Annotated in this window: 14 protein-coding genes; 10 read left to right on the forward strand and 4 right to left on the reverse strand. The window is 56.1% G+C overall.

From position 1 onward, the window contains the following. Positions 1–24 precede the first annotated feature (24 nt). The 4 genes from CXF87_RS06630 to CXF87_RS06645 all read left to right on the forward strand — a co-directional run bounded on the left by CXF87_RS06630 (position 25) and on the right by CXF87_RS06645 (position 4,906). Positions 25–1,512 (forward strand): mannitol dehydrogenase family protein, encoded by a 1,488-nt coding sequence (locus CXF87_RS06630; protein WP_101146040.1) that lies wholly within the window; start codon positions 25–27, stop codon positions 1,510–1,512. Further along, positions 1,512–2,999 (forward strand): xylulokinase, encoded by a 1,488-nt coding sequence (gene xylB / locus CXF87_RS06635; protein ID WP_101146042.1) that lies wholly within the window; start codon positions 1,512–1,514, stop codon positions 2,997–2,999. Before CXF87_RS06630 ends, xylB begins: the two co-directional genes overlap by 1 nt. A 20-nt stretch (positions 3,000–3,019) precedes the next feature. After that, the gene (gene tal / locus CXF87_RS06640; protein ID WP_101146043.1) at positions 3,020–3,973 is read left to right on the forward strand and encodes a transaldolase; all 954 of its coding nucleotides are present in this window, start codon (positions 3,020–3,022) and stop codon (positions 3,971–3,973) included. A gap of 90 nt (positions 3,974–4,063) precedes the next feature. After that, positions 4,064–4,906: a fructosamine kinase family protein gene (locus CXF87_RS06645; protein ID WP_101146044.1), complete on the forward strand. Its 843-nt coding sequence runs from the start codon at positions 4,064–4,066 to the stop codon at positions 4,904–4,906. A gap of 15 nt (positions 4,907–4,921) precedes the next feature. On the opposite strand, the gene cynS is transcribed toward CXF87_RS06645, so the two are convergent. Next, positions 4,922–5,362 (reverse strand): cyanase, encoded by a 441-nt coding sequence (gene cynS, locus CXF87_RS06650; RefSeq protein ID WP_101146045.1) that lies wholly within the window; start codon positions 5,360–5,362, stop codon positions 4,922–4,924. 58 nt (positions 5,363–5,420) lie between these two features. Continuing rightward, on the reverse strand, positions 5,421–6,233 hold the full coding sequence (locus CXF87_RS06655; protein ID WP_101146046.1) for a formate/nitrite transporter family protein: 813 nt from the start codon (positions 6,231–6,233) through the stop codon (positions 5,421–5,423). A gap of 349 nt (positions 6,234–6,582) precedes the next feature. Between CXF87_RS06655 and CXF87_RS06660 the strand changes: the two genes are divergently transcribed. The 5 genes from CXF87_RS06660 to CXF87_RS06680 all read left to right on the forward strand — a co-directional run bounded on the left by CXF87_RS06660 (position 6,583) and on the right by CXF87_RS06680 (position 15,743). Then, positions 6,583–8,613, forward strand: coding sequence for a sigma-54 interaction domain-containing protein (locus tag CXF87_RS06660; protein ID WP_101146047.1), 2,031 nt, complete (start codon positions 6,583–6,585; stop codon positions 8,611–8,613). Positions 8,614–8,872: 259 nt separating this feature from the next. Next, positions 8,873–10,351, forward strand: a complete 1,479-nt coding sequence (locus CXF87_RS06665; protein ID WP_101146048.1) for a TolC family outer membrane protein — start codon at positions 8,873–8,875, stop codon at positions 10,349–10,351. Positions 10,352–10,429: 78 nt separating this feature from the next. Beyond that, on the forward strand, positions 10,430–11,701 hold the full coding sequence (locus CXF87_RS06670; RefSeq protein WP_101146049.1) for an efflux RND transporter periplasmic adaptor subunit: 1,272 nt from the start codon (positions 10,430–10,432) through the stop codon (positions 11,699–11,701). Next, positions 11,701–14,889 carry an efflux RND transporter permease subunit gene (locus CXF87_RS06675; RefSeq protein ID WP_101146050.1) on the forward strand — a complete coding sequence of 1,063 codons (3,189 nt, stop codon included), beginning with the start codon at positions 11,701–11,703 and terminating at the stop codon, positions 14,887–14,889. The genes CXF87_RS06670 and CXF87_RS06675 overlap by 1 nt, the downstream gene beginning before the upstream one ends. A gap of 167 nt (positions 14,890–15,056) precedes the next feature. Next, positions 15,057–15,743: a hypothetical protein gene (locus CXF87_RS06680; protein WP_101146051.1), complete on the forward strand. Its 687-nt coding sequence runs from the start codon at positions 15,057–15,059 to the stop codon at positions 15,741–15,743. Positions 15,744–15,746: 3 nt separating this feature from the next. Here CXF87_RS06680 and CXF87_RS06685 read toward each other — a convergent pair whose 3' ends face one another. Together CXF87_RS06685 and CXF87_RS06690 are read right to left on the reverse strand one after the other, a co-directional pair. Continuing rightward, on the reverse strand, positions 15,747–16,694 hold the full coding sequence (locus tag CXF87_RS06685; protein ID WP_101146052.1) for an alpha/beta fold hydrolase: 948 nt from the start codon (positions 16,692–16,694) through the stop codon (positions 15,747–15,749). 75 nt (positions 16,695–16,769) lie between these two features. Beyond that, positions 16,770–17,381 (reverse strand): TetR family transcriptional regulator, encoded by a 612-nt coding sequence (locus tag CXF87_RS06690; RefSeq protein ID WP_101146053.1) that lies wholly within the window; start codon positions 17,379–17,381, stop codon positions 16,770–16,772. Between the two features lie 215 nt (positions 17,382–17,596). Between CXF87_RS06690 and CXF87_RS06695 the strand changes: the two genes are divergently transcribed. Then, positions 17,597–18,628, forward strand: coding sequence for a succinylglutamate desuccinylase/aspartoacylase family protein (locus tag CXF87_RS06695; RefSeq protein WP_101146054.1), 1,032 nt, complete (start codon positions 17,597–17,599; stop codon positions 18,626–18,628). Positions 18,629–18,679 lie beyond the last annotated feature (51 nt).

Below are 18,679 nucleotides of genomic sequence, written 5' to 3' on the forward strand. Positions count from 1 at the left end.
GGTGGCCTTGGCTGGAGAGCACCCATGACCCGACTTAACCATCACAACCTGGGCAATCTGACCGCCGATGTTGCCGTGCCTCACTATGACCGTAACGCGCTAACGCCAGGCATCGTGCACATTGGGGTGGGCGGCTTTCACCGTGCCCACCAAGCCATGTACCTGGATGCGCTGATGAACCAGGGTGAGGCGCTGGATTGGGGCATCGTTGGCGTGGGCGTGATGCCTGGCGACAAACGCATGCAGCAGGCCTTAGCGGCGCAGGACCACCTTTATACCCTGGTGGTGAAACACCCTGACGGCCAGTACGAGCCGCGGGTCATTGGCAGTATGATGAATTACCTGTTTGCACCGGAAGACACCGAGGCCGTCATCGAACAGATGGCCGATCCGGCGATCCGCATTGTTTCGCTGACCGTCACCGAAGGTGGCTACAATTTTCATCCGGTGAGCGGCGAATTCGACCTGGATAATCCTCAGGTACGTGCCGACTTGGCCAACCCCACCCAGCCGACGACCAGCTTCGGGCTAGTGGTGGAAGCGCTGGCCCGCCGCCGGGCACGCGGCATTGCCCCGTTTACCGTGATGTCTTGCGATAATATTCAAGGCAACGGTGACGTGGCCAAGCGTATGTTCGGCGCCTATGCCCACGCGCGGGACGCCGAGTTAGGCGCCTGGCTGGAAGCCGAGGTGGCGTTCCCCAATGCTATGGTGGATCGCATTACGCCGGTGACTTCCCCGACGGATATCGATGAGCTCAATCAGCGCTTTGGGGTCGAAGACGCCTGGCCGGTGGTATGCGAACCGTTCACCCAGTGGGTGCTCGAAGATCACTTCCCCTTGGGCCGTCCGGCGTTCGATAAGGTCGGTGTCCAGGTCGTCGAGGATGTCGAACCCTACGAACTGATGAAGCTGCGCCTACTCAACGCCAGCCACCAGGCGCTGACCTATTTTGGTTATTTAGCCGGGTATCGCTACGCCCACGAGGTGTGCCAGGACCCGCTGTTCGTGGATTTTCTCTTGGGATATATGCGTGAAGAGGGCACCCCCACCCTGGCGCCGGTGCCGGGGGTCGATCTCGAAACTTACCGCTTAACGCTGATCGAGCGGTTTGCCAACCCGCAAATCAAGGATACCCTGGCACGGCTCTGCGCCGAGAGTTCGGATCGCATTCCGAAGTGGCTCGTACCGGTAATTCGCCAACAGTTGGCCCAGGGTGGCGAGATCGAGCGCAGTGCCGCCGTGGTGGCCAGCTGGGCGCGCTATGCTGAGGGCGTAGACGAGCAAGGGGAGCCGATCGAAATTGTCGATCGTTTGAAAGCCCCGTTAATGGCCATTGCGGCTGAGAATCGCAAGCGACCTACGGCCTTTATCGAAAATCGCGAGCTGTTTGGTGACTTGGTCGACAACACCCGCTTTGTTGAGTCCTACTTGAGCGCGCTCGAATCACTGCACGAACATGGCGCACGCGCTACGCTAGAGGGTCTGGCGGCATCCAAAGGAACATTGTGATGTATATCGGGGTAGATTGCGGTACTCAAAGCACCAAGGTAGTAGTAGTCGACATTGAGCGAGGGATGATTCTCGCGGAAGCAAGCCGTGCCCATCGCCTGGATGAAGCTGAAAATGGCCGCCGTGAGCAGGCGCCCGCTGAGTGGCTGGCGGCCCTGAAAGGGGCGTTCTCTACTGCACTCGATAAAGCCGGCGTTTTGGCCAGCCAAGTCCGCGGCATCGGTGTTTCCGGTCAGCAGCACGGAATGGTGGCGCTCGATGCCGATGGTGCGCCGGTCTACCCCGCTAAGCTGTGGTGCGATACCGAAACCAGCGCCCAGAATGCCGATTTGGTCGCCCGCCTGGGCGGTGAGGCGGGCTGCCTGGAAAAACTGGGGCTGGTGCTGCAAACCGGTTATACCGCCTCCAAGGTGGCTTGGCTGCGGCAGCATCACCCCAATGCCTACCACCGCATCGAAAGCCTGTTACTGCCCCATGATTACCTTAACTTCTGGCTCACCGGGGAGCGGGCTACCGAAGCCGGCGATGCCTCGGGTACGGGGTACTTCGACACTCGCAAGCGTTGCTGGCAGTTGCAGGTATTTGCGGAAATAGCGCCCGAACTCGACCCTGAGCGCGTACTGCCCCGATTATTGGAAGCCCATGAACCGGTTGGCGTTGTGCGCCCGGTCGTCGCCCGCGAGCTGGGCTTGAGTGACCACGTCGTGGTCTCTTCGGGTGGCGGCGATAACATGCTGGGTGCTATCGGCACCGGCAATATTACCCCTGGGCTTATTACCCTGAGTTTGGGCACATCGGGTACCGTTTGCGCCTACTCGGCCACCCCCGTGGAGTGCGACAATGCTATGGTCGCCAACTTCTGCTCGAGTACCGGTGGCTGGCTGCCGCTGATCTGCACCATGAACGTTACCTCAGCGACCACTCGGGTTCGCGAGCTGTTCGGCCTGGACCTCGCGGCGTTCAGCGAGCGGGTCGCTAGCGCTCCGGTAGGGGCAGAGGGCGTTACGGTGCTGCCTTTTTTCAACGGCGAGCGGGTACCCATGCTGCCCGACGCCTCGGCGGATTTTCTTGGCCTGACCAGCTTGAACACCACGCAGGCTAATTTGTGCCGTGCCGTGGTGGAAGGAGCCACTTTCGGGCTACGCTATGGACTGGAATTGCTGGGTGATTTAACCGCTGGCGCCAGCCAGATTCGACTAATCGGTGGCGGCGCCAACAGCCCCGTGTGGCGGCAGATGGTGGCTGATATTACCGGTACCCAGGTGATTTGCCCTGAGATTACCGACGCAGCTGCCCTGGGTGCGGCGATACAGGCCGCGTGGTGCGACCGGCGTCAAGAAGGCGTTACGCTGGAAGCGCTGTGTGAAAAATTAGTCCATCTGGACGCGCAGTCACTGGCTGAGCCCGATCCAGAGCGTGTGGCCGCGTACCAACCCATCTATGCACGTTATTGCGCAGCACTTGAACAACGCCATGGCGGCGCTTAAAAGCATATCAAGGAGATTTTATGACCAGTCAGCTGCAACAGTTGAAGCAACACTCGCTCGTCGTCGCCGATACCGGTGATCTTGAAGCCATTCGTCGCTATCAGCCTCAGGATGCCACCACCAACCCCTCGCTGCTGCTCAAGGCGTTTAGTTTGTCGGGTTATCAAGCGCTGATCGATGAAGAGCTAAGCAGTGTAAAAGCGTCGGGCGGCAGCCGTGAAGAGCAAGTCAAGCACGCGGTTGATCGCCTCGCGGTTGCCATGGGGAGTGAAATTTCAGCTGTCGTACCGGGCCGTGTTTCCACCGAAGTGGCGGCTCGGCTCTCGTTTGATACCCAGGCCAGCATTGCCAAGGCCCATGAACTCATCGAGCTGTACGATGCCCGTGGCGTCTCACGCGATCGCGTGCTGATCAAGCTGGCCTCCACTTGGGAAGGCATTCGTGCCGCCGAAGTGCTCGAGCGCGAGGGCATCCAGTGCAACCTGACGCTACTGTTTAGCGATGCCCAGGCTCAGGCGTGTTTTGACGCGGGCGTGTTTCTGATTTCCCCGTTCGTGGGCCGGGTGACCGATTGGTATAAAAAAGAGACCGGCAGTGAGTACACCCCAGAAAACGACCCAGGCGTGCAGTTCGTTCAGGGTGTTTGCGAGCGGGCTAATCAGAGCGGCTATGAGACGGTGGTAATGGGCGCGAGTTTTCGTACCACCGGCCAAGTGCTGGCGTTGGCTGGCTGCCCACGGCTGACCATTTCGCCCGCGTTACTTGAAGAACTGGAAGCGACAGAGGGCAGCGTCACTGCACAAATTCAAGCTGGGAAGGGGGCAGGTAAACCCGCCGCGCCGCTTAATGAAGCCGCTTTTCGCTGGGGGCACAACCAGGATGCCATGGCCAACGACAAGCTAGCTGAAGGTATCCGTCGCTTCCACGACGACCAGCTTGAGTTAGAAAGCCTAGTCGATAAGCGGTTAGGCTGAGAGTTACGTTAGCGCACGGTTTGAGTGCGTCGGTTTTCGGGTTGCTCTGATGACGACGCCGTCATGCTACAGGCACAGGGAGAGAGCCTTATGGATGCCACCCTCAGCCAGTTGTTGAGATCCATCGAGTTAACCCCGACGGGCGATTTGCAGCCGCTCAGTGGGGGCGATATTGCCGCGGTGTATCGTCTTGAGACGCGCCAGGGGCAGGTGGTGATCAAGCACGACGATGCGGCTCGACTACGTGGGGAAGCGGAAGGCTTGCGCACGCTGCGCAATGCCGGCGAGGCGCTTGCAGTGCCAGAGGTGCTGGGTCTGGCACAGGGCTGGCTGGTCATTAAGTCGTTGGATACCGTGCCTGCCGGGCCGCAAAGCACGATAGCGCTTGGCGAAGGACTGCGCGGTTTGCACGAAGTGATTGGCGACGCCCACGGCTGGCATCAGGATAATGCCTGTGGGCTCACTCCCCAGCCTAATGCGCCGCTTAACGATGGGCGGGCTTTTCAGCGGGAGCGGCGCCTGTTGCCGCTTAGCGAGGCGTGCTATCAGCAAGGGCTCCTGGAGAGTGGGCTGCGCGGGCGTATCGAACGCTTAGCCCATGGTTTAGAGGGCTGGCTGCCCGATACGACACCGAGTTTAGTGCATGGCGACTGTTGGTCGGGGAATGTGCTCTTTACCACTAAGGGGCCAGCTCTGATTGACCCTGCCGTGTATCGCCACTACCCGGAAGTGGATGTCGCGATGCTGACTTTGTTTGGCTCGCCGGGTGAGGCGTTTTTCGATGCCTACTGGAACGGCAACGCCCCGGCCGATTGGCCGAGGCGTGAAGCGCTGTTTCAGCTTTATCCGCTATTGAATCACCTGCTGCTATTCGGGGCCGGTTATCGCTCAGCGGTTGAACGCAGCGTGGCGAAGGTCGAATCCTTCAGTTAATGCTTACCAGGACGTTTACCAAGATTTATAAGGCAAGAACTTGCCATTCAAGGTGAGTAATACCCGGTCGCCTTTAGGATCTTCGATCTTATCCACTTCCATGGTGAAGTCGATGGCGCTCATAATGCCGTCGCCGAATTTCTCTTGTACGACATCCTTAAGGGTTTCTCCATAAACGCCGACCACTTCGTAGAGGCGGTAGATGAAGGGGTCCTGAGGGATGGCTTCGTCCCAGGCTTTGGTGGGGAACGCCACTAACGCGTCGGCGACATCGCTTTCCACGCCTAACGTATCGCATAGTTGATGCGCAATCTCGCTGCTCGCGCTATTCATGCCGTAGCAGGCAGAAGCGACCCATACGGGTGACATGCCAACCGCTTTCCCAATATCGTCCCAGCTCAATTTTTTACGCGCTTTGGCGGCGAGCAGGGTGTGACGCATTTCGAGCTTATCCATGAGGTCTCTCCTTAAGCGTGAAGGGCGGCTAGCGCCCTTTGTGGTGTTAATGCTTTGATCAAGATAAAACTTTTTTAGCTTGGGTACGTACGTGGGTGGTGTAGAGAACCAAGCCAACCAAGGTCAGACCGCCCACGAGATTGCCTAGAACGGTAGGGATCTCGTTCCACATAATGTACTGGTACAGGGTGAAGTCGGCGCCCATCATTAGGCCGATCGGGAACAAGAACATGTTGACGACGGAGTGCTCAAAACCGAGATAAAAGAACACGATAATGGGCATCCACATGGCCATTATCTTACCGGAAACCGTAGTGGAAATAGCGGCGCCCACTACGCCCATGGAAACCATCCAGTTGCAGAACATGCCGCGCAGGAAGAGCACAATCCAACCAGCAAGCCCCGCCTCCTGGTAGCCCACTGTCCGGCTTTCACCAACGGCCATCATCGTTTGGCCTACAGCGTTGATTTCCTCGGTGCCGCCCATGGTGAAATTCAGGTAGCCAAAGGTGGCAATAAACAGCGCGCCCCCCAAATTACCCAGCCCCACCAGGGCCCAGCATTTCAGCATCCGCGGCAGGGTGACGCCGGGCCTTTTATCGAGCCAGGCAATCGGCACCAGCATAAACACCCCGGTGAGTAGGTCGTAGCCCATCAAATAGAGCATGACAAAGCCAACGGGGAACAGCAGCGCCCCAATCAAAAACTGGCCAGTTTGGGTCGCAATAGTGATGGCAAAAATAACCGCCAATGCAAGGGTAGCGCCCGCCATAAAGGCGCGGATAAGCGTATCCCGGGTGCCCATATAGACTTTTGCTTCACCCTGATCCACCAACTTAGTGACGAATTCACTAGGCATTAGATAAGACATAAGCAGGTTTCCTGTGTTGTTTCGATTGGTTAACACCTCGCCCATGTATTTTTAGTTTTCCCTTGCGGAGCAATAAAACAGAGGGTTGCGCTGTCTTGGTGCAAAAAAAGGGAAGGCGTATGGCGCTAATGATTTTATTGCGATTTATATGCCAACTTGGCTATTTTGATATTAAGATACTGTTTTAAAAGAGTTATTCTGTTTTATGATTAGCGCTTTTGATGCCGGCCAAAAACAACGAAAAATCGTAAATAACGATATTTCGTTGTTTTATTGACGAAACTTCGTAAGTGGCGTGGGAATTGAATGGTAAAGACAACGTTCACTTCTGCACCTTGAGATACCCACGATGGTCGCGCGAGTACTCCTCAACAGCCAAATTTCCGCATTGATGGGCGGTTATTCACCGCTCGCAATGATGGTTGTCGACCCGTTTAGCGATCAGTTGCTGGCTGCCAATCGGGCTGCCTGTGAACTGCTCCGTATTCCCCAAAGCAGTATCGGTCCAGAAAGTGACGAGCATAAAAGTGACGAGCATGAAAGTGATGAGCCAGGCAATGATGAGCAAAACGGGTTGGATCATGAGTTGCCCCTGGCATCACCCTTTAGCCACCGCTTAAGTGCTTCATTACCGCTATGGATTAGCTTTACCGGTGAGACGCTGGAGCAAAAAACCGCCTGGTCGGATGATTTGGTTGTGCTGGACATGCTGCGCCAGCCGTATCGAGTCGAGGTGTATGCCCAGCGCATCGAAGATTCTCCTCAGCTGTTATTGACCCTGATTGACCGCAATAAGGCCGAGCAGCGGCGCGCAAAGGCAGAATTGGGGCGCCAGCACCGCCAGGGGGAAGTGGGTTGGCAGCGGGTCGAACAGGTATTCGAGCGTATCGAAAAGCAGAATCAGCTGATCCTTGGCGCGGCAGGCGAGGGGATCTATGGCTTGGATGCGGAGGGCAAAACGACCTTTGTGAACCCCGCTGCAGAGCGCATTTTGGGCTGGAGTACCGACGATATGGTCGGCCATGACGCGCACCTCATGTTTCACCACACCCATGCCGACGGCAGCCACTTTCCGGTGCAGCAGTGCCCGATTCACGCCTCGTTCAGCGACGGTCAGGTGCACCATGTCGATAACGAGGTGTTTTGGCACAAAAATGGCGAAGCGATTCCGGTCGAGTACACCAGCACGCCGATTTTTGAGATGGGCCGTTTAGTGGGCGCCGTGGTGTTGTTTCGGGATATTCGTGAGCGCAAGCGCGCCGAGCAGCAACTTCGGGATGCGCTCGCCGAAGTGGAGACGCTCAAGCAGCGCCTGGAACTGGAAAATGAGTACCTTCAAGAAGAGATAAAAGCAGAGCTCAACCATCGCGATATTGTTGGCAATAGCCCGGCCGTGGCAAAGCTGATTAAACAGATCGAGATGGTGGCGCCTACCAGTGCCAATGTGCTGATAAGTGGTGAGTCGGGCACCGGTAAAGAGCTGATCGCCCGCGCTATCCACGCGGGCAGTTCGCGCAGTGACCGGCCACTGATCCGGGTAAACTGTGCGGCTATTCCGCGTGACCTGTTTGAAAGCGAGTTTTTCGGCCATGTCAAAGGCGCCTTCACCGGGGCGGTACAGGACCGCCCAGGGCGTTTTGAGCTCGCCCATGGCGGGACGCTGTTTTTGGATGAAGTGGGTGAAATTCCTCTCGAGTTACAGAGTAAGCTGCTGCGTGTATTGCAGGATCAACAGTTCGAACGGGTGGGCGACAACCGCACACGGGAAGTCGACGTGCGGGTCATTGCCGCGACCAACCGTGAACTGCGCGACATGATTGAGGTGGGGCATTTTCGTGAAGACCTCTATTTTCGCCTTAACGTTTTCCCCATCGATTCGGTGCCCTTGCGCAAACGGATTGAGGATGTGCCACTGCTGGCGCGGCATTTTTTGCACCGAGCCTGCCTCAAATTCAATAAGCCCGGAGTGCGTATCCCTCCCGCGCAATTAGAAATCCTCCAGCGTTACCCCTGGCCCGGCAATATCCGTGAGCTTGAAAACGTCATTGAACGTCAGGTAATCGTCACCCAGGATCGGCGTCTGGTATTCGATGATCTCCTGTTGGGGGAGCCGCCCCGCTCGTTAAGCCGCACAAGCAACGAGCCCACGGCGGGTCGTGACCTCGGGCAACATCATGAAACCACGCTGCTGACCGAGCATGCGCTTAGCCAGCGCCAACGAGAAAGTACGCTAGCCGCGCTCTCCCAGGCGGGCGGCAAAGTGTCGGGGGCGGGCGGCGCCGCGGAGCTACTGGGTATCAAACCAACGACGTTAGCGTCACGGCTAACAAAGTGGGGGATTGAGCCACGGGAATTTCGTAAAAGTAAGCCGTGTGGATAGTCGTCCCTCCCTACATTGGACTAAGGTAAGCTGGAAGCGGCTTGACAATAGGTTGTACACACATTTTTAGATTGTTCAAGGCTAGCATACATACATGAATGTAACTATAATGCTCATCTTTCTGAGTGGCTCAATGCACCAAGTGTCTTTGTAAGCTGAGAGACTTTGTAAGCTGAGAGACTTTGTAAGTTGATCGACTTAGTCGACAGAGAAGCTTAGTTCGTTCGCCATCCTGACGCTGATACCTAGAGGCAATCCCATGCGACTGGCACACTGGGCAGTCAATGCCCCTTTACGACCCTTACTGATAGCGGTATTCACAGCTTCATTTGTGTTGCCTGCTCAAGCGGCTGACCTCCTCACGATTACCCGTGACGCATTAGACAATAACGCGGCGTTAGCGTCGGCACGCGCTGAGTATTTAAGCGTTGAGGCTAGCCGAGATGTGGCACGCAGTGGGTTGCTTCCCCAAATCAACGCCACCGGTAATGTTGCCCACAACCAGCAGTACGAAAGTCAGACATCCTCGCGAGTGGGCACTGGTGCAGGAAGGGTTAACGGAGATTTTAGTAGCGCAAGCGATGACCGCTACAACACCGTATCGCTCTCTTTAGAAGCCACTCAAGCGCTCTACGATGAAGTAACGCGTCGGGAGGTCACTCAAACCGAACGCCAAATTGACCAGCAGGTGTATCTGCTTGCGGCCACCGAACAGCAACTGCTGATCGACACTGCCAGCGCTTATTTCGATATTCTGCGCGCTCACGAAATCCTAGAGGCCCGTCTTGCTCAAGAGCGGGCGATTGGGCGCCAGCTCGAACAAGCGGGCGAGCAGTTTGAGGTCGGCTTGATTGCGATTACAGAAGTCGAGGAAGCGCGCGCGACCTTCGACCAATCACGAGCTGATCGCATTGCCGCAGAGAGCAACCTTCAGGTGGCTTTCGAAGCATTGGAGCAACTGACCGGCCAACGCTATGCCAGCATTGAAGCCCTCGGTGACAGCATGCCCGTTGGCCTTCCCAATCCAAGTAGCCGTGACTACTGGGTGGAACAGGCCCTAGAACTCAATCCTCAGGTATTGGCTCAGCAAGCTGGTATCGAAGTAGCGCGCACCGGTGTGGAAATCGCCCGTGCAGGCGGTTTGCCGACCCTGCAAGCCTTTGGTAATTATCAATACGGCGACAGTGATATCGATAACACCGCCGGTGAATACTCCTCGAGCCAGGTGGGCTTGAGCGCTAACCTGCCCATTTACACCGGTGGCCGCACCAGCGCAAGCATCCGCCAAGGGACCTATCAACTGGAAAGTAGCCAGTATGATTTCGAGTCCCAGCGTCGCTCCTCCATCCAGCAGGTTCGTTCGCTGTACACCCAGGTGAGCAACGATGTGGAAACCGTCGAGGCGCGCCAGCAGGCCATCGTCTCCAATCGCAGCGCTTTAGAAGCCACCCGTGCAGGGTATGAGGTAGGCACCCGTAACATCGTGGACGTGTTGAACGCGGAGCAAAACCTCTACAACGCGATCGCCAACTACGCCGAAGCGCGCTACGACTATGTGGTGAATTTGCTCTCGCTGCGTCAGCAGGCCGGGCGTTTGGACGTCGAAGCCATTGAGGAAGTCAACGCGTGGCTAACCGGTGATGAGGTGAACTTTATCTTACCCGAGAATGACGGCAACGACCGCTATGAGAGCGCGCTTGACATCGGAGCGCCACCACAGCCCCAGCCGGGCATGTAATTAACGCCGATTGGAAATGACACAGGTGCAGCAAGTGCTACTAGTCGACTCTTAAAAAGATACATGGGAACTTAACGTATGAAGAAGATGATTCACTCACGCCGAGCGAGTCTGGTGACGCTGGTAGCCGCGCTGGCACTCGCGGCGTGTGGTCAAGAACAGGCCGAAGCGCCTCAGCCGGGCTCCGAGCAAGAACCCCCGCCCCATAAGGTCGAAGTGACTGAAATGGCACGTCAGGATATACCGCTGGATAAATCGTACCCCTCCTTGCTGCGCAGTGATGATGAAGTCACCTTGGTGGCGCGTGTGAATGGCTTTCTGGAAGAGCGCCACTTCGAGCCCGGCCAAATGGTCGAAGAGGGCGATCGCCTCTATACCATCGAACCGGATCTTTACCAAGCAACCGTTAACCAGCGTGAAGCTGACCTGCAAAGCGCACGGGCTGAGCTTTCCCGCGCCCAGCGTGATGCGCAACGTTTCGAGCAACTACTCAGCCAAAACTCGGTGAGCCGCCAGCAGTACGACCAAGCGCTGGCTGACCAGCGCGTCGCCCAGGCAAGCGTAGCGCAGGCAGAGGCGGCATTAACTAGCGCTAACCTGGACTTGGGGTATTCACAAGTTACTGCACCTGTCTCTGGAATGATCGGTTTAAGCCAAATTAATGTGGAAAATTTGGTCACTTCCGGTACCGAGCTGGCCACGATTACACCACTAGATCCGTTAGAGGTGCGTTTTCAACTGCCTCAGCGCGATGCCTTTGAGCTGCGTCGCCAACTGAGCAATGGCACTGAACCATCGGATATTCGTGCTCGTTTGAGCATACCTGGTGTCAGCGGAGGTGGCGATTCTGAGCTAGAAGGGTACTTAGACTTTCTGGGCTCTAGCGTTGATCGAGACACCAGCACCGTGCAAGCCGCTGCGACGTTTGAAAACCCTGACGCTACCGTACTGCCGGGCCAATTTGTGCGCGTACGTCTTGACGGCTTGAAGCGTTTTGACGTAATGGCGGTGCCAGAGATAGCGGTGACGCAAGGCCTAATGGGCCCCCAGGTGTTTGTCCTGGATGAAGAGAATAAGGCTCGTGAGAAAACTATCTCACTGGGTGAGATAGCGGGGCCGTGGCAGATCATTCGTGACGGCCTGGAGCCGGGTGACCGGGTAATTGTCGGTGATCCAGCCGGTTTAGAGCCAGGCATGACGATTGATCCACAGTCGTTTGATGGCAACGCGGAGGCTGTTAACGAAGGTGTCGAGCAAGAAGAGGCGGAAGAACAGGCCGAGGCGGCTCAAGCAATGGAAGAGGGGGCTGCCGATGGCCAGCCCGCTGAAGGAGAAGAGGGTGCACCATAATGAACTTCTCTAATTTTTTCATCAGCCGCCCGATATTTGCCACAGTGTTGGCGATTATCGTGACGCTAGTGGGCGTGATGTCGATGCGCATTCTGCCTATTGAGCAGTATCCCAGCGTAGTGCCGCCCACCGTGTCGGTTCAGGCGACGTTCCCTGGAGCGGATGCGGAAACCGTCGCACAAACGGTGGCGGCCCCAATCGCGGAGGCCATCAACGGCGTTGAGGATATGCTGTACATGACCTCTAACAGCGCTGATAACGGCAGTATGAGCCTGAGTGTTGCTTTCAATATCGGTACCGATGGCGATATCAATACCATCAACGTCAACAACCGGGTGCAAGGGGCGCTGTCGCAGTTGCCTGAAGCCGTCCAGTCCCAAGGTGTTACTGTTTCGCTACGTTCTGACTCTATTTTGATGTTATTAGCGTTGACCTCACCGGACGGCGACTACAACAACGTCTATATGCAGAACTACGCCACCCTGAACGTGCTTGACGCACTGCGCCAAGTGCCCGGGGTAGGTAACGCCGAAGTACTAGGCGGCGGCGAGTTTGCCATGCGTATCTGGATGGATCCGGATAAGTTGGCACAGTACGACCTGACGCCCAGCGAAGTGGCCAGTGCGATCAGGGCGCAAAATACCGAGATTCCGGCGGGTAGCCTTGCTTCTACGCCTCAGAGTGAACCGCGCGCCTACACCTATACCATGACCGCAGGCGGTCGACTGAATGATGTCGATGACTTCCGTGAGATTTACTTACGTACCAATAGCGACGGTTCATCACTACGTTTGGAAGACGTTGCACGTATCGAACTGGGGGCATCTTTTTACGGTATCGACGCGCGGTTGAACGGTTCCACCATGACGCCGATTATTATCAATCAACAGCCTGGGGCTAATGCCTTAGCAACGGCTAATGCTGTGCGCGCGACGATGGATGATCTGGAAAGCCGCTTCCCTCCAGGGCTTGAATATGTCTCCCCTTACGACACCACGCTGTTTATTGATGCTTCGGTAGAGACGGTGATTAAGACGTTTATTGAAGCCTTCCTGATCGTTATCGTCATTCTGTTTATCTTCCTGCAGAACTGGCGCTTTACGGTGATCGCCATGTCGGTCGTGCCCGTTGCGGTGGTGGGGACGTTTGCCGGCTTTTACCTGTTTGGGTTTTCGATCAACCTGCTAACGCTGTTTGCCTTGGTGCTCTCGATAGGGATAGTGGTCGATGATGCCATACTAGTGGTGGAAAACGTCGAACGCGTGCTGAGTGAAGAGGATGACATCAGCGTAATGGATGCCACCATCCGAGCGATGAAAGAAGTCGGTGGGCCGGTTATTGCGACCTCACTGATTATGGCGGCGGTGTTTGTTCCAGTGGCTTTCTTGGGTGGCTTCACGGGGCAGATTTATCAGCAGTTTGCGATTACCGTGGCGATATCGGTAGCCCTCTCGGCGGTAATGGCGTTGACCTTTACGCCTGCTCTGTCAGCGATTTTTATCAAGCATAAAATTGCCGGCGCCGGACAGTCTAAGTTCAAGCGTGCCTTGCATACCCCGCTACGCCTGTTTGACCGCATGTTTGCAGGTATTACTGCGGCCTATATGTGGGTAGTAAAGGGCTTAGTGCGTTTTTGGGTGTTAGCGTTAGCGTTAACGATAGCTACAGGGGCGGGCTCTTTCTGGTTATATGCCAATACGCCTTCAACGCTGGTACCCGAGACTGATCAGGGCATCGTGTTAGTGAGCGTTTCGCTGCCGGATGCGGCCTCACTTGACCGTACCCAGCGCTATATGGAAAAACTCAGTGCTGAGGTTGAAGCAATTCCCGGTGTGGAATACTCCTCGGCTATTGCCGGTTACGATATTCTCTCAGGCGCTGTTAATACTGCGCGCGGGATTATGTTCGTCAATATGCATCCCTGGGCAGAGCGTGATCTGACGGCTAGCGATCTCGTAGGCCAAATTATGGGTTTGGGCGCGAGTATTGATGGTGGCTCCGCAATGGCCTTTAACGTGCCGCCCATTATGGGGCTTTCGACGACGGGCGGTTTTACCGGTTATTTGCAGTCTTTTGAAGGGGCAACGCCGCGGGAGCTGTACGAAGCGTCGCTGCAAATTATGCAGCAGGCTAACCAGCACCCTGCGTTAAGTCGGGTTTTCACCACCTTCAATGTCAATGTACCCTCTTACCGGGCTAACATCGACCAGCAGAAAGCGCTGAGTTACGGCGTTGGGCTTGAAAACATTAACTCAGCCCTGGCCAATACGTTTGGTAACGGCTTTGTGAACTACTTTAGCTATCAAAATCGTAACTTCCAGGTGTACCTGCAAAACGAGGATGAATTCCGTAAAACGCCGGAGGACGTGAGCCGCGTTTATGTTCGCGGCGGTAATGGCGAGCGTATTCCGCTTTCGGAGTTTGTCGAGCTTGAGCGTCAAACGGGACCAGCCGTGGTATCGCGCTTCGGTGTTTATGCCGGTGCACAGTTCCAGGGTAACCCGGCTGAGGGCTATAGTTCCGCTCAGGCTATTGAAGCGATGGAGCAGGTGGTCCAAGAAACACTAGGAACTAACTGGGGAATGGGCTGGACCGGTACGGCTTATCAAGAAGCAAACCTGGGTAATGCCGCGACCCTTGCCATCGTCTTTGGGATGTTGATGGTATTCCTGATTCTAGCGGCTCAGTATGAAAGTTGGTCGTTACCGCTGGCGGTTCTGACCGCGACGCCCTTTGCCTTCCTGGGCGGTATTGGTGGGATCGTGCTGCGTGGGCTGGACACCAGTGTGTATGTGCAAATCGGTATGTTGGTGGTGGTTGGGCTGGCTGCGAAGAACGCTATCCTGATTGTCGAATTCGCCGAGCTTCAGCGTAAAGAGCAGGGTAAGTCGATACGTGAAGCGGCTATTATTGCTGCTGAACTGCGTTTTCGCCCCATCGTCATGACTTCGCTGGCCTTTATCTTTGGTACGTTACCGTTGGCCCTGGCGACCGGCGCCAGCGATGTGAGCAGCCATCACATCGGTACGACAGTCGCCATGGGGATGTTCTCGGTAGCGACCTTGGGGAGCCTGTTTATACCCAGCTTCTACGCCATGATTGCAACGGCCTCTGACTGGCTGGGGCGTAAGATGAAAGGGGATAAGCGACACTCCTCGCAACCGGCGCTAGAGCAGGATCAGCACTAATCGTTAGCGATAATAAAGAGTGACAACAGACGGGTATCTCCTTTGGGAGGTACCCGTTTTTTTATCCCCATGACCGGGGCAATACAGCACTGGCGCCCTAAAGCTAACCTAGACTAAGCTGACAAATATAATACATTGCCGGCTAAGTACCGGGTGAGGAGGACGCCATGAATGAACTACTGCACGCCGCCACGTTATTTCCGAGCATTGTGTTTACGTTTTTACTCGGTCTTTTAGCGCTCTACTGGCTATTGGTCATCATTCGTTTGGCGCCTTTGGAGCTGTTCGAGCGCGACAGTTTGAAAGAGGACCATTTAGCAAGCACGCTGGTCTCTCTTGGCTTCGCAGGGGTGCCGACGACGCTGGCCTTAACGGTGATCTTGGCCATTGCCGCGGTACTGGCACTGGCCATTGAAATGCTCGTGCTGCGTTGGTTGCCACTTGGCTTGATACGCATCCCGGTGGGGGGGCTGGTGCTATGGGGCAGCTTGGTCATTGCTTCGCCCGTGGCGGCAGCGCTTTGCCATGCACTACATCGTGGGCTGCACCGTTATCGTCCTTTTACACGGCGGTGTTTGCTGGGGCAAACGGTGGTAGTGAGAGAGAGCCAAGGGCAGGGCGAACAGGCCTTCGCGATGATCGATAATGAGCCGAACAGCAGCGTAAAACTGCTCAGTAAGCGTGATGCATTGCCGGTGCAGGGCGAGCGTCGGGTGCTGGTGAAGTACCTACCTGAAGAAGGGGCTTATCGCAGTGTCAGCGAACAAGAGTACCTTGAGACGCGAGTTCGTTTGAATAAACTACGCTTAAGCCAGAAAAAACGCCATTCCAACCACTACTCAACCTCTCACTAAGGGCTACTTCCACCATCGCCGCCACAGCTGGGCTAGCCATTGCAACATGCTTTTCCCCATGTGCTGCCCGCCAGTGGCGGTTTGCGCTGTGCCACCAGCCATGTCCGGGGGTGGTGCAGAACGCTTTAAAAAATGGCGAATAGGGTCCACCTGGGCAGGTTTATCGAGCATTGGTGCGTGGCCGCAATGAGGCACGGTTAGGGTGACCAGCGTTGGCTGTGCTTCGGCCATGCGCGGCAATGTTTCGGCATCTAACAGTGTTGACGTTTCGCCGCGGATGACCATTATAGGGCAGCGTATGCTCGCCCAGTCGGCCCAGGTGTCCCGCGGCGTGTCATGTACGAATTGCTCGCCGATGCGTGGGTCGAAGTGATACGTCCAACGCCCGTCGGGCAGCCGACGGGCACTGTTGAGCGCTAATTCACGCCAGTCGGACGCCTTGGTAATACCAAAGCCCGCGTAGTGGTGAGTGAGCTCTTGCTGGAGTTCGCTAAACGTCGAGAAGTGGTGGGTAACGCCAAAGTAGCTGGAAAGGGCAATTAGCCCCTGCTGGTTCAGTTCTGGCCCAACATCGTTCAGGATGAGCCGTGAAATGCGCCCGCTATGCTGAGGGTCGGCCGCGATCAACATGCCCAGCAGGCCACCCATTGAGGTGCCCAGCCAATCCACCCGCTCGAGATTGAAGTGGTCCAGAAGCGCGATGGCAACCGTGACATAGTGGCTATAGAGGTAGTCGTGCGCAGGAAATAGCGACCAGCTCGATAACCCGCGCCCCGGTGTGTCGGGGGCAAGAATGCGCCATTCACTGCCAAGCTCACGGGCTAACGCATCAAAGTCACCGCCGTGGCGGGCAAGCCCGTGCCAGGCGACAAGCGTGCGAGTGGCGGAAGGGTTCCAGATACGAACGGCGACTTCTAATTCGCGTACGCGGACAAACTCCAGGGCATCCATAGCGTGCTCTACTTGGCTAGCGATAGCCTCAGTAGTAGCATATTTGCTGCGTTGCAGCGAGAGTGGGTGGGAGGTTTAACGCTGCATCATGCGAATAGACGTATCGATCAATTCACCACCGCGCTCACGGATCGAAAAGGCCTCTGGGTTACGCAGCCAATCGTGGAAAAGCCCCCCCAGCATGGATTGCATTAACCGAGTGGCGACTTCCGGGCTTAAGTCATCGCGCAGCAGTTGCTGCTCTTTCGCCAATACAAATACGGCCAGCATTTCCTGGAAACACTCATTGCCAATCTCTTCCTGCATATCCAGCGGGTTAATGTCGCTGAAGAACTCGCAGCGGTGTAGCAAGATCGACAATATGCGCTGGTAAGAGGGTTGTTCAAGGCGCACCAAGCCTGCATGACAGGCAAGCCGAATCGACTCTAGCGGCGATAGCTCGGCGTCCACTTTATCCACTTCATCCATCAAGGATTGAAAGGGCATGCGCACCTGTTCGACCAGGGCCATGAACAGATCGCCTTTATTCTTGAAATGCCAGTAGACGGCACCGCGGGTGAGGCCCGCATGGCGAGCAATTTGCTCAAGCGATGTGCGTGCCACGCCTTTGGCAAAAAATACCTCTTCTGCAGCTTCAAGCAGCGCTTCGCGAGTAGCAGCCGCTTCAGCTTTGGTCTTTCTTGCCATGGAAACGCAACCTCATAATCGACTCTGTATGGTCACATTTTAACCTAAGCGAAAGATTATTTACATTCAAAACTGTATGGATAAGAGACGAAGCCCATAACGTGCATTAACAAATTCGTCATTTGGAGAGTGACAGCGTATAAACAGGCAATGACACTAAGCATAGATCGCACTAACGTCGCGGAAATAACCGATTAAAATACAGGACATAACCCATGGCGCGAGCTCCCTTTCAACTGGGCGAACATACCATTATGCCCGGCCAACGCTTACAAGTGGATGTGCCCGTGGCGCGCTTATACACCCACACGCCGCTGCATATTCCAGTCGAAGTGGTGCATGGCCGTAAAGATGGCCCGGTGATGCTGGTGTGTGGTGGCATTCACGGCGATGAGATCAACGGGGTGGAAATTGTTCGCCGTGTGCTGCGCGCGAAAGCGATCAACAGCATTCGCGGCACCCTGATCGCCGTACCGGTGGTCAATGTCTTTGGCTTCTTACAGCAAACGCGCTACTTACCCGATCGGCGCGATCTCAATCGCTGCTTTCCAGGCAGCGAATCCGGCTCGCTAGGTGGGCGGATTGCCGCGCTGTTCCGTGAGCAAATTGTCGATTACGCCACCCACATTATCGACTTACACACCGGCGCCATTCATCGCACCAATCTGCCGCAAATCCGTGCCCAGCTGCGCCCCGGCAGTGAAACCGAGCGCATGGCCGATGCGTTTGGAGCGCCCGTGGTACTCAATGCTGAGTTGCGTGAAGGCAGCCTTCGCCATTACGCCCAGACCCGCGGGATTCCGGTATTGACCTATGAAGCAGGCGAAGCGCTGCGCTTCGATGAGTGGGCCATTGCCCCCGGCGTTCGTGGCGTTCTACGCGTCATGCGGCGCCTAGGCATGCTCACCGGCGAGCAGCGCCGCCGCACACCAGCCCCGGCCGAACTGGCCAATGGTTCAAGCTGGGCGCGTGCGCCGATCGACGGTATTTTACGTCCCAAAGTGCGCCTGGGCGCGAGGGTAGCCAAAGGCGAGGTGCTGGGCAAAGTGGCCGACCCTTTTGGCAACGACGAGGGCGAAGTGCGTGCCGTCGCCGACGGTATCGTGATTGGGATGAGCCGTTTACCGTTGGCCAACGAAGGCGAGGCGCTGTTTCATATTGCCCGCTTTGACGAAATTGAAGAGGCCGAAACAGCCGTCGAAAGTTTTAACTCCAGTTTGGTGCCGCCGCCTGATTCGTTCTACTAAACCGCATCCATAAGTAAAAACTATCGATTCAATAGGTAAGTGATAGCCTTC

This window comes from Halomonas sp. MES3-P3E (assembly GCF_002836035.1).
In the GTDB taxonomy this organism is placed as follows: Bacteria; Pseudomonadota; Gammaproteobacteria; order Pseudomonadales; family Halomonadaceae; genus Vreelandella; species Vreelandella arctica.